Annotated in this window: 4 protein-coding genes; 2 read left to right on the plus strand and 2 right to left on the minus strand. The window is 63.8% G+C overall.

Annotated features, from left to right (window positions below; genetic code table 11):
• Positions 1 to 206: 206 nt before the first annotated feature.
• A complete protein-coding gene (gene ndvB, locus FA04_RS17440) occupies positions 207 to 8,834 on the minus strand; it encodes a cyclic beta-(1,2)-glucan synthase (RefSeq protein ID WP_034802977.1) in 8,628 nt (2,875 codons plus the stop codon).
• 361 nt (positions 8,835 to 9,195) lie between these two features.
• Positions 9,196 to 10,089, minus strand: a complete 894-nt coding sequence (locus tag FA04_RS17445; protein WP_034802979.1) for a LysR family transcriptional regulator — start codon at positions 10,087 to 10,089, stop codon at positions 9,196 to 9,198.
• Positions 10,090 to 10,202: 113 nt separating this feature from the next.
• On the opposite strand from FA04_RS17445, the gene hglS reads away from it, so the two are divergent.
• Positions 10,203 to 11,603 (plus strand): 2-oxoadipate dioxygenase/decarboxylase HglS, encoded by a 1,401-nt coding sequence (gene hglS / locus FA04_RS17450; RefSeq protein WP_034802982.1) that lies wholly within the window; start codon positions 10,203 to 10,205, stop codon positions 11,601 to 11,603.
• 10 nt (positions 11,604 to 11,613) lie between these two features.
• On the plus strand, positions 11,614 to 13,035 hold the full coding sequence (locus FA04_RS17455) for an FAD-binding oxidoreductase (protein ID WP_034802984.1): 1,422 nt from the start codon (positions 11,614 to 11,616) through the stop codon (positions 13,033 to 13,035).
• Positions 13,036 to 13,113 lie beyond the last annotated feature (78 nt).

Raw genomic sequence — 13,113 nt, forward strand, 5'->3', positions numbered from 1 at the left:
TCTGCAGGCGGTTTCCCGCCCGGCACCCCGCTCACGAAATCTACAGCGCCGCGCGTCTTATCAGACGCGCAAAGGTCGCTGTAGGACTTTGAATTCCTGCACGACGCTCAGCCGTCGAGGTCGCGCCGCCGGCAAATCCGCAAAGAAAAACCGGCCTTGCCCTTGCGGGAACAAAGCCGGTTTCATCCTGTCTTCAATGCCGGCCGTTACAGCAAAATGCCTTCATGCGCGTTTTTTGTGACACTATTGTTGACGCTGACGATCGGCTCGCCACTTTTCTTGTCGCGTTCGACCGAAATCTTGTGCCGCGCGCCATTGAGCGTCACTTCGGCCGAGTAGCCGTTCCAGGCTGCCGGCAGCACCGGACGGATGACCAGCCTGTCGCCCTGCCGGCGAATACCGAGGATGCCCTCGACGCCGACACGGTAGAGCCAGCCGGCAGATCCCGTATACCAGGTCCAGCCGCCACGCCCCGCCAGATCGCCTTCGCCGTAGATATCGGCGGCAACGACATAGGGCTCGACGCGATAGTGTTCCGCCGCTTCGCGGTTTTCGGCATGCGAGATCGGATTCAGCATCTGGAAGACCCGCCAGGCCTCTTCCGCCCTGCCCTGTTCGGCAAAGGCCAAGGCGACCCAGGTGGCGGCGTGAGTATATTGCCCGCCATTCTCGCGCACGCCCGGCGGATAGGCCTTGATGTAGCCCGGATCCTGCGACGTCCGCTCGAGCGGCGGTGTGAACAGCCGCACGATGCGCTGGTCGGGGTCGACCAGTTCAGCCATGACTGCGTCCATCGCCTTCAGCGAACGCTGCTCGTCGCCTTCGCCCGAAAGCACGCTCCAGGACTGAGCGATCGAATCGATCCGGCACTCCAGAGCCTCACTCGTGCCAAGCGGCGTGCCATCGTCGTAATAGCCGCGACGGTAGTAGTCGCCATCCCAGCCGGCGGTCGCGAGCGCCTTCTTGAGCGCTTCGAGATGCGCCTCCCAGCGCGTGATGCGCGCCTCGTCCTTGCGCTCGCGCGCGAAGGGCAGGAAGCCACGCAGCGTGCCGGCGAGGAACCAGCCGAGCCAGGTGCTCGTGCCTTGCCCCTTCTCGCCCACCCGGTTCATGCCATCGTTCCAGTCGCCGGCAAGGAACAGTGGCAGGCCGTTCTCACCGGTCCGCTTGATCGCAAGATCGAGTGCACGGGCGCAATGCTCGTAGACGTCGCCGACCTCTTCGGAAATCTCCGGCTTGTAGAAGGCGTCGTGCTGCCCCGCTTCGAGCGCCGGGCCAGTGATGAAGGCAAGCTTCTCGGCAAGGAGATCGGACGTGCCGGTCACCGTGCAATAGCGGGTCACGGCATGGGCGAGCCAGACGACGTCGTCGGAGATCATCGTGCGCACGCCAGCGCCTGTTCCCGGCAGCCACCAATGCTGCACGTCGCCTTCGGTAAACTGGCGGGAGGCAGCGTTGAGGATCTGTGCCCGGGCGAGTTCCGGACGATGGATCAGGAACGCCAGCGTATCCTGCAACTGGTCGCGGAAACCGAAGGCACCGCTTGCCTGATAGAAGGCCGAGCGCGCCATGATGCGGCAACCGAGGCTCTGATAGGGCAGCCAGTTGTTGATCATGGCGTTGAAGGCCGGATCCGGCGTTTCCACCTTCACGATGTCGGTGAATTCGCGCCAGAACGTCTTGTTCGCCTCAAGCACCGTGTCGAACGCGGTCTCACGCAGTTCGCCGATGATGGCTCGAACCTGATCGTCCGTATCGGTATCGCCGAGGATGAACGTGACCTGCCGTTCGGCACCGGGCTCGATGGAAATGTCCGTTGCGACCACCGCGCAAGGATCGCCGTCGACATCGACGGAGCCCGAAAGATCGGCACCAGAAGTGACCGCCTGCGGCGCCAGAATGCCGCCGATCGCGCCCAGGAACTCCCGGCGGCTGGCTGTGTAGCCGGCCGCATCGCCGCCATCGACGGCGAAGAAGGCGGATCGGCCGGCAAAATCGATGCTGTAAGGGTTGGTCGCCACCAGCGCCTCGGCCGTCTCGTCCCATTTCGAAAGGACGAAGGGCGCCGAACGGGCACGGTTGTTGCCAAGTACCCACTCGTTGTAGCCATAGAGCCTCAACTGCCGCGCCGACGCCGCACGGTTGCGGACAGACACGCGGACGAGCTTGGCCGGCAGGTTGCGATGCACCGTCTGGACGACCTCGATCTCAAGGTCGTCCTGGGTGCTGCGGAAGATCGAATAGCCGAGCCCGTGCGCCGTCTCGAAGACGACGGAACGGCGGCGCGAGAGCGCCGCATAGGGCGTGGCGACCGTGCCGCTTGCCATGTCGCGGATGAAGATGGCTTCGCCCGGCCGGTTGACGACCGTATCATTGGTCCAGGGCGTCAGCTGGTAGTCGCGCGAGTTGCGGCTCCAGGAATAGGCCGCACCCTCGGCTGAGATGTGGAAGCCGAAAGCATCATGGGAGATGACATTGATCCAGGGCTGCGGCGTCGCTTCGCCGCCGCGCAGGCGCACGACGTATTCGCGACCGCCATCGGCGAAACCGCCGAAGCCGTTCCAGAAGGAAAGGCCATCGCCCTTGATTTCCGCCGGAGCGGCATCCGCGTCCTCCTGCGGCGCTGCCAGCAGCGGGCCTGAGAACTCGGCGCTCTTTTCGGAGCCTTTCACCGGTGCCGGCGAATAGAGCGAGTTGGCGCGGGCGATCTGGTCGGAGATCGTGCCGTTGCGGGCATGGAAGACCGCGCGCGAGGCCGACAGCAAGGTCGACCACGTCTCCGCCTCCATCAGGTCGCGGCGCACCGAGAAGATGTGCTGGCGCGGACCGTCCGAGAGACCGCGAAGCCTCAGGTTCTCGCACATGGAGTCGAGCGCGTGCTGCATGTCCTGGGCATAGGACGAGGCGCGCTCGTTGATGATCACGAGATCGGCGGTGATGCCGCGGGCGCGCAGGTATTCCTGGGCGCGCAGCGCCTCACGGGCGATGCCGAGATCGCCGTCGTCATTGATGCGCAGGCAGAAGATCGGGTAGTCGCCCGAAATCGCCAGCGGCCAGAGCTTCGACTGAGAATCGAGGCCGGCCTGAACCGTCGCCGAATCGGCGCGCAGATGCATGTCCGGATAGACGAGGTAGCGGCCGAGCATCTGGAAGCTTGCCGCTTCCTGCGAGGTCACGCCGACATGGCGCATCTGCACCTGGCTGCGGGTCCAGGCGTGGATGAGCTCCTGGTTGAAGGTCTCCGGATGGCGGTAGCGATCGATCGCGCGATCGACCTCCTCGCGGCTCGGGGCGGCGATCGTCCAGAAGACGACGCTGACCTTCTTGCCGGCGGGTACGCGCACAACCCGGCGCAGCGACATGATCGGATCGAGCGTGAAGCCGTCCGTGCCGGAAAGCACCGCATCCGTATCGAAGGCAGCGGCTTCGGCAAGCGTGCGGCCCGGGCCGATGAAGCGGCGACGGTCGGTCTCGGCTTCCGTATGGCGGTCGCTACCGGCATTGTCGGTGACGAGATGCGCCACTTCCATGTCCGGATCGCCGGAGCTGCGCTTGTTGCGGCTGACGCGAATGACATCGCCGCGGCGGCTGATTTCCGTGCGCAGGAACATCTTCGAAAACGCCGGGTGTGCGCTGTCGGCCTCGTCAGTCGAAAGCACAGGCTCGGCATAGGAGGTCACTTCGATGAAGCGGTCCTGGGTGCCGGTGTTGAGCAGCATGACCCGGCGCCCTTCGGCATCGTGTTCGGTGGCGACGATGCATTCCACCTCGCTGGTGAGATCACCGACGGTCTTGACGAATTCCGCCTTGTCGTCGCCGAAGCGCGTCAGCATCTTCTCACCGGCCGCGCGTCGCGGCTCCGACGTCGCCGACCACCAGTCGCCGGTCGTCGTATCGCGCAGGAAGATGAAGGTACCGGTACGGTCCTCGACCGGATCCGGCTTCCAGCGGGTAACCGACTGGCCGTTCCAGCGGGCGTAACCGGCGCCGTTGGCCGTCAGCATCACCGAGTAATGGCCGTTGGAGAGGAACACGGTCTCGCGGTCCTGCGAAAGCGGGTTCTCGATGATGCGGACCTCAGGGCGCAGGAGATCGTCCTGGCCCTTGCCGACCGATTCCGGCTCGCGCTTAGCATTCATGATCGGAATGTCGCGCGGCGCCTTTTCCTGCAGCAGCAGTTCGGCGGCTTCGATCACCGGATCGGCGTGGAACCACTCGCGCAGGCGGCCGTTGAAGACGACGTTGGCGACAGCCGCGATCGACATGCCATGGTGGTGGGCATAGTAGTTGCGAACCACCGCGCACTTCTGGCCCTCAGGCACGCGCGTCGGCGTGAAGTCGACGGCGTCGTGGTAGCCGTATGCGCCGAGCGCGCCGACCTCGCGGAGACGCCCGAGGTTGGCGAGCGCCGACTTCGGATCGTACATGCAGGCGAGGATCGAGGCGTAGGGCGCGATGACCGCGTTCTGGCCGAGACCACGCTTGAGACCGAGCGTCGGCACACCGAAGTTGGTGTATTGGTAGGTGAGCTCGTGGTCACGCGCGTTGAAGGCGGCTTCCGAGATGCCCCACGGCGTGCCGAGGCGACGGCCGTGGTTGATCTGTTCCTTCACGACCAGATTGTTGGTCTGGTTGAGGATACCACCCTGACGCTCCTGCATGACCAAAGGCGGCATCAGGTATTCGAACATCGAGCCGGACCAGGAGATCAGCGCACCGCGTGCGCCGATCGGCACGATCGGCCGGCCGAGCTTGTACCAGTGCTCCGTCGGAAGATCGCCCTTGGCGATGGCAAACAGGCTGGTGAGACGGGCTTCCGACGCAAGAAGGTCGTAGCAGGCCTCGTCGAGCTCGTTGGCGTTGACGCGGAAGCCGATCGACAGCAGGCGCCGCTCCGGACGGAACAGGAAACCGAAATCCATCGAGAAGGCGATGTCGCGTGCCCGGTCCTTCATCACCAGCAGGCGCTGGCGCAGCGATTCGATTGCGCCGAGATCGAAGACGCCATCGGCGATATGGGCTTCGCAGGTGGTGACGAGCGAGTTGGCCCACTTCGTCACTTCGCTGCTTTGCGGCGTGCGCACCTCATGGTCGAGATTGACGGTGAGCTTGTGCATGTCGCGCGCCAGAACGGCCAGGTTGATCACGCGGATCGAAGCGAACTCGTGTTCGCGCATGATCGCGGCGAGCGCGTTCTGGAAGCCGACGATGCGTTCTTCGATCAGGCGACGCAACGGACGCACCGTCTTGCGGTCGTCGGGCAGGTCGCGCAGCACCTCCTGAAGGATCGCAGCGACGTCGCCGATACCGGTGAGACTGCCCTGGACATGCGCCGACGGCGCTTCGGCCCAGTCGCGACACATTGACGACACGGCGATCAGATGACCGGCCAGATTGCCGCTGTCGACCGACGAAATGTAGCGCGGCTCCATGGTTTCGAGCGTATTCGTCCGGTACCAGTTGAACAGGTGGCCGCGATATTTCGGCATCCGGTCGATGGTGGCGATCGTCTGTTCCAGCCGGTTGATCGTCTCCTCGAAGCCGATCCAGCCGAAATCGCGCGCCGACATGACGGAGAGCAGGTAGACGCCGATATTCGTCGGCGACGTCCGCTCGGCGAGAACCGGCTGCGGCGTTTCCTGGAAGTTGTCCGGCGGCAGGAAGTGCTGCTCGGCGGTGACGAAGGTCTCGAAGTATCGCCAGGTGCGGCGCGCGATCAGGCGCATCTCGTCGATCGCCTCATCGGAAACGACGAGCTGGTCTTCGGTTTCGGCCGACTGGCTGACGAACCAGGCAACGGCTGGAGACAGGGCCCACAGCAGCGCAAAGGGAATGCCGATGAAGGGCAGGCCGGTGTCGGAAATCGCCGCAAGGGCCAGCGAGATCGCCGACAGCGCCGGCGCAACCCACATGGCGCGGTAATAGTCGCCAATGGTGCCGTGGCCGGCGCTCTGCACCTGCGCGGCCGTGCGCCATTCCAGCATCAGTTTGCCGCTGACGAACGTGCGGTAGAGCGAACGCACGATGGCGTCGCCCATCATCGCCGCATTGTGGGCGATGAAGACGATGCGCAGCGCGACCTGCGCGTTGGCGGCACGGACTTCGTTCAACACCGCATGCAGGTGCGCTCGGGCAACGATGTCGTTGCGGCGCGGCAGGAGGCCGTTGATCAGCGACAGCGTCGGCGCCACGAACAGGCTGAAGATCAGCACGATCTGCCAGATCAGCGCTTCGGTCGGCTCCATGTAGTACCAGCCCATGACCGAGGCGACGAGCCAGGCAAGCGGGATCAGCGAGCGGCGCAGGTTGTCGTACATCTTCCAACGTCCGAGCATCGACAGCCCGTTCGACAGATTGAAGATATAGGGCAGCAGCTGCCAGTCGCCGCGCGCCCAGCGATGCTGGCGCGACATTTCCACCTCGTAGCGGGTCGGGAAGTCCTCGACGAGTTCGACGTCAGTCACCAGCGCGCAGCGCACGTAGGACCCTTCGAGCAGGTCGTGGCTGAGAACGGCGTTTTCCTGGATGCGCCCCTTCAGCGCCGCCTCGAAGGCGTCGACATGATAGAGGCCCTTGCCGGTGAAGCTGCCTTCGCCGGCAATGTCCTGGTAGACGTCCGAAACGGTGAAGACGTAAGGGTCGATGCCGCGGTTGGAGGAGAAGATGCGCTGGAAGGCGGAGGCTTCGCTGCCCGTCGTCAGCGACGGCGTGACGCGCGGCTGCAGCAGGCTGTAGCCGGCGATCACGTTCTGCGTCTTCGGATCGACAACCGGACGGTTGATCGGATGGTACATCTTGCCGACGAGCTTCGTCACCGCATCGCGCATCAGGCGCGTGTCGGAATCGAGCGTCATCACGTACTGAACGTTGTCCGGCACCGTGTTGGCGCCCTGCAGGAACGAGGTGTCGCGGTCACCGCGCAAGAGCATGTTCAGCTCGTGCAGCTTGCCGCGCTTGCGCTCCCAGCCCATCCACACGCCTTCCTGCTCGTTATACAGGCGGCGGCGATGCAGCAGGTAGAATCGGGTCTTGCCGTCATAGGCATAACGCGCCGAGAGCTGAGCGATCTCGCGCTTGGCATAATCGAGCACATCGGCGTCGGTGCTCGATTCCTCGTCCTTGCTGTCAGCCCAGTCGCTGACCAGTGCAAAGTAGATCTCACCGCGCGGGTTGGCGAGATAGTGAACCTCGAGATTGCGCACCAGTTCGTCGACGTGATCGCGCTTGGAAATCAGGCACGGCACCGCAACGAGCGTTCGGGCGTCCTCGGGGATCCCGTCGAGGAACTCGTAGCCGACCAGTCGCGACGGTTTGACGAACAGCGTCACCAGCGTGTTGAACAGGCCCATCGCGCCTTCCGAGGCCGGCAGCGCGAAAAGCAGCAGCATGATCAGCTTCGCGCCACTCGGGATCGCCATCGGGCTGACGAAGGAGTAGACGGCAATCATCGCCAGGATGGTCAGAAGGATGTTCGGCCCGGCGATCGCAAACCAATCGAGCCTGCGGCTGAGGCGAATGATGGTCTGCAGCACCGACGGCCGGTAGCTGATCTTCTTTTCCAGAAGCTTGCGTTGCTTGCCGACGAGGAAGGATCCGACATTCGGCTGCTGCAGCGGCGCTTCCGTCTCGGCCACGACTTCCGCCTCGCGCACCATCTGGATGGCGATTTGCGTCACTTCGAATTCGCTGTGCCCCGAACGGCGCGCCAGCTTTTCGATCGTGTCGCGGTACTTGTTGCGCGACCCGAAATCGAGCGCCGCATAATCGGAGCCTTCACGCAGCGCCGCATCGATCTTGCTGACGCTTTCGAACCAGACGGCCCAGTCGGTGTCGTCGATCTCGCGCAGGCTGCGGATGATGTTGCTCATCGTCGCATTGCCGGACGACAGACGGTTCTGCTCGGCGACCAGCGCGCTTTCGACATCGCTGCCGCGCTTCTCGAGCTGATCCTCGATCCAGCCGATCACGGCGCCCGAGGTCTGCGACCCGTCACGCATGCGGTAGAGCAGTTGCGCGACGAAGGTGTTGTCGGCCGCCAGCGCTTCCGATTCCGCAAGCAGCGTGCGCGACTTTTCCGGATCGCTGAGGCGAATGATCTGGTCGGCGACGTCGTTTGCCTTGCGCCGCATGCCGCGCGAGCGTTCGACGCGGATGGCAATCCGACGCAGGTTCTCGATCAGCACGAAGCGCAGGATCGACGGCAAGGCCCAAAGTTCGCCGATCTTGAAGGTCTCGTGCTTCTGGAAGCCCTCGACCATCGCCGTGATGCTTTCGCGGGTCACCGTGCTGTGGGTGTGGGCAGCGTAGAGCCAGGCGAGCGCCATGGTGCGCGGGATCACCGTGCCCGAAACCGAAATCGTCGGGAGCTGGCGATAGAACCGGCGCGGGAAATCGCGCCGCACTTCCTGGATCGCCTCTTCGACGACGTGATGGTTGTCGAGCAGCCATTCGGCGGCCGGCGTGATCGTTGCCCCGGCCTCGACGTCCGCGGCCGTCGCCCGGTAGACGCGCAGGATCTCGTTCTCGTTCTCGCGATGCCGCGGACGGAACTCGAACGGGAAGAAGCCCGGCAGCGAGGAGACACCCTTGGCCGCGAGATCCTCGCCGCATTGCCGGAGGTCCTCCATCGAAAAGAAGGTGGAGCGGATCGAATCGTTGTAATCGATCTGCTTCGCTTCCGGTTCGCGCGGTGAGGTGGGCGGCGTAGTTTGGAGCTGCATGGGTACGGGTTCTGAATCCAACCGGGGTTGATCGGCCCGGCCCTCGTCGGGGTGCCGGGTTGGCTGCGGTCCTGAGAAATCAGGCTGAGCCGGCGCGTTGCTAGACACGGTCATGTGTCCTCCCATCCACCGTCATTTCCCGGGAAACCGGGATCTGGCGGTAACAGGCACCGCCCTCGACTGGGCATCGGAGATCGCAAAGCCGGCGGCGCATTGGTTTTCAAGGCCGCGGTGATGCATGAAAATGGCATTTTTTAGCCGTGGTGCCAACAGCTTGCAAGGATTGCTCATACAAGATCGGACGTTTTGCGCACAGCCGAATCAAGCCGGAACCGGCCGCTGTGCGCGCCCCCAGTGGCACTTCGATACAACTCTTTCAAATGCCCTCTTTCAAGCTTCATCGCGGGTGGCAGACGAGGCGAAACGTGATGGGGCGAGGAAGGTTCCCACGAATTTTCGACAAAAGCACCACAGGTCAGCCCACCTGCTCGGTGATCCACTCGCGAAACGCCAGGCTGATCGGGTTTTCTAGCTTGCCCTCGGGCACGGCGAGGTAATAGCTGTTTTCCGTCTGCATCGGCCGGTCGAGCACGATCTGCAGCGTGCCGGCGGCAATTTCCTGCTCGATCAGGTAGCGTGGCAAAAGAGCAAAGCCGAGCCCGGCGGTCGCCGCCTCGATCACCATGGAAAACTGATCGAAACGGTTGCCGCGATAAGCGCCGCGCCCGTCCATGTCGTTGGCCTCGAACCATTGCGCCCAGAGTTTTGGCCTTGTGGCGAGATGGAGCATCGGCCCCGTGACGATATCTTCAGGGGAGGCAACCGGATGGGTTGCCAGCATGGCGGGACTTGCGGCGGGCACGATGATCTCACTGCAGAGATAACTGCAGGTCGCGCGCGCCCAGACCGGCTGCCCGTAATGGATAGCCAGATCGAAATTCTGCTCCTCGAAATCGAACGGCGCAGAGCGCGAGGCGATGTTGATCACCGTGTCCGGATGGCGCTTGAGGAAATCGGGAAGACGCGGTACCAGCCAGCGGCTGCCGAAAGTCGGCAATGACGCGATCGAGAGCGTTGAATCCGCCCTGGCAGACGCCATCGCCCGCACCATCAGTTCCTCGGTCTGGTTGAGCAGGCGACGCACCTCCGGCAGAAACTTCTGCCCGGCATCCGACAGGATCACCCGCTGACGCACGCGCTCGAACAAGAGCACCCCGAGCTGGTTTTCGAGATCCTTGATCTGGCGACTGACGGCGCTCTGCGTGAGGTTCAACTCGGCTGCGGCCTGCGTGAAGCTGCCGTGTCGCGCCGCGCATTCGAACGCCTGCAGCGTCGTCACGTCGGGAACCAGTCTTCGGCTCAACTTCATTCCGCCCTCGCATCAACATAGTCAGAAGCAACGCGATCAATGGCCAGTTCGATCGGATATGATCCGAAATGAGAATGACCTTGTCCTTCACCCATAGCGCGAGGCGAGCCCCAGTGAAAGAGAATAGTTTCGTATCCGCCGACGACATCCGCTCGGCCTTTTCCGCAGCCATGTCGGTCATGTACCGCGAAGAGGTGCCGGCCTACGGCACGCTGATGGAGCTGGTCGCCAAGGTCAACGACGATACGCTCGCCGCCGACCCCAAGCTGAAGGAGCGCCTCGACGCGACGGACTCGCTCGACCGCATCTCCGAGGAGCGCCACGGCGCGATTCGGCTCGGCACCCCCGCCGAACTCGCTATGATGCGCCGCGTCTTCGCCGTCATGGGCATGTACCCGGTCGGCTACTACGATCTCTCGACCGCTGGCGTTCCCGTGCATTCGACCGCCTTCCGCCCGGTCGGCGACGCCGCGTTGAAGCGTAATCCGTTCCGCGTCTTCACCTCGCTGCTCCGTCTCGACCTCATCGCCGATGAAACGCTGCGTGCCGAAGCCGAAGTTATTCTGGCCGCGCGCCAGATCTTCACCGCCGGCGCCGTCGAACTCACGGAAAAGGCCGAGCGCGACGGCGGTCTCGACAAGGTGGATGCAGAGCGCTTCGTCTCGGAAGTGCTCGAAACATTTCGTTGGCACGACAAGGCCAATGTCAGCCCCGACATGTACAAGCGCCTGCATGACGCCCATCGCCTGATCGCCGACGTCGTCTCCTTCAAGGGCCCACACATCAACCACCTGACGCCGCGCACGCTCGACATCGACAAGGTGCAGGCGCTGATGCCGGAATACGCGATTGCCCCGAAGGCCGTCGTCGAGGGCCCGCCGACCCGCAAGTGCCCGATCCTGTTGCGCCAGACCTCGTTCAAGGCGCTCGAAGAGCCGGTTTCCTTCAAGGATGCCGACGGCACCTGGAAGGAAGGCTCGCACACCGCCCGCTTCGGCGAGATCGAACAGCGCGGCATCGCGCTGACACCCAAGGGCCGCGCGCTTTACGACGAACTGCTCGACGCCTCGCGCAAGATCGTCCGCCCGGCGGCCGACGGTTCCAACGCGCGCGAATACGAAGCGGCACTTGCCGGGGCTTTCGAGCCTTTCCCGGACACCTGGGCAGGCATCCGCGAAGCCGGGCTCGGCTACTTCAGCTATTCGCTGACGGAAAAAGGCCGCAAGGCCGGCGTCTCCAGCAAGCACGACATCGAAGCGTTGATCGCCGCTGGCCTCGTCCAGTTCGACGCGATCGTCTATGAAGACTTCCTGCCGGTCAGCGCCGCTGGCATCTTCCAGTCGAACCTCGGCGACGGGGCGCAGCAGGATTTCGTCGCCAGCCCGAACCAGAAGCGCTTCGAGGCCGATCTCGGTGCGACCGTGCTCAACGAGTTCGATCACTATGCCGGTATCGAGCAGGCTTCGATCGAAAGCTGCATTCAGGCCTTGACCGGCGCCATCGCTGCGGAATGATGCTTCCCTGATGATCGACCAACTGCACATCGACGCGCTCACCGACATCCTTGGAGACAAGGGTGTCGTCACGCGTCCGGAAGACCTGGAAGCCTACGAGACCGGCGCGCGCTATGATCGCGGCCGGACGCCGCTCGTGCTGCGGCCGGCGACGACCGAAGAGGTTTCCGCCGCTGTCGCCTATTGCGTCACCAACGGCATCGCGCTGATCCCGCAGTCCGGCAACACCGGCCTCGTCTCCGGCTCGACGCCGGATCAGTCGGGCGACGAAGCCATCCTCAGCCTCGACCGGCTGGCAAAACGCTTCGAACTCGACCTCGACAACCGCTCGGTTCGGCTCGACGCCGGCTTCCGGCTGTCCGATCTCAACCGGCGGCTGGAAGAGCACGGCCTGTTCTTCCCGATCGATCTCGGCGCCGACCCGCGCATCGGCGGCATGATCGCCACCAATACCGGCGGCTCACGCTTCCTAAAATACGGCGACGTGCGCCGAAACACGCTCGGCCTCAAGGTGGTGCTGGCCGACGCGGACGGCACCGTGCTCGACCTGCAATGCGACTTGCGCAAGAACAACACCGGCGTTGACTGGAAGCAGATCTTCGTCGGCACCTCGGGCGCCTTCGGCATCGTCACCGAATGCGTGCTCAACCTCGAGCGCCTGCCGCAGCAGACGGCAACGGCACTGCTGGTTCCGGCGAGCGGCGCCCATGTGATGCCGCTGCTGCGCGCCATGGAAGAACGCCTCGGCGCCTACCTTTCGGCCTTCGAGGGCATGTCGAGCAATGCCGTCAAGGCAGCCTTTGCCCACGTGCCGTCGCTGAAAAACCCGTTCCAGGCTGGCCAAGTCCCCGACTACGTCATTCTCGCCGAGATCAGCCGCACCTGGGCACCGCGCGAAGGCGAACAGTCGCTCGACGCCGTGCTGGAAACGGCGCTGGCCGAAATCTGGGAGATGGAGGAGGCACCGCTCGCCGACGCCTTCGTCGGTCCGCCGCACGAAATCTGGGCGCTACGCCACGCGCTGTCTGAGGGCGTCAAGCACCTGGGCAAGCTGATCGCCTTCGATGTCTCCTTCCGCCGGGGTGACATCATGGCCTTCTGCGACCATATGAAGGCCGAAATGCCCTCGAAATTCCCCGACGTGACCGTCTGCGATTTCGGCCATATCGGCGACGGCGGCGTGCACTTCAACCTCGTCGTGCCGAAGAACAGCGATCTTCTCAAGGACGAGACTTTCGAACCCCGGCTACGCGAATGGGTTTTCGCCGTCGCCGTCGAGGAATATCACGGCAGCTTCAGCGCGGAACATGCGATCGGCCGCCGCAATCAGGCCTATTACGACTTTTATACACCAGACAAACTCAAGGACATGGCCGCGGGCCTGAAGACGCTGACCTCGCCGGGAAAGCTCGGCAGTGTGCGTTTCGGATAGGCCAGAGCGGAATGAGGAAAGTGTGTGCGGTCTTCCGCCGACATTTCGCTCCAACGAATGATCTAAACCAATAAAACG

The sequence above is a fragment of the Ensifer adhaerens genome, assembly GCF_000697965.2.
Taxonomy (GTDB): Bacteria; Pseudomonadota; Alphaproteobacteria; order Rhizobiales; family Rhizobiaceae; genus Ensifer; species Ensifer adhaerens.

Excerpts from the sequence above, each read along its gene's own strand:
- FA04_RS17445 (WP_034802979.1), bottom strand. The coding sequence starts at position 10,089 with ATGAAGTTGAGCCGAAGACTGGTTCCCGACGTGACGACGCTGCAGGCG.
- FA04_RS17455 (WP_034802984.1), top strand. The coding sequence starts at position 11,614 with ATGATCGACCAACTGCACATCGACGCGCTCACCGACATCCTTGGAGAC.
- ndvB (WP_034802977.1), bottom strand. The coding sequence starts at position 8,834 with ATGACCGTGTCTAGCAACGCGCCGGCTCAGCCTGATTTCTCAGGACCG.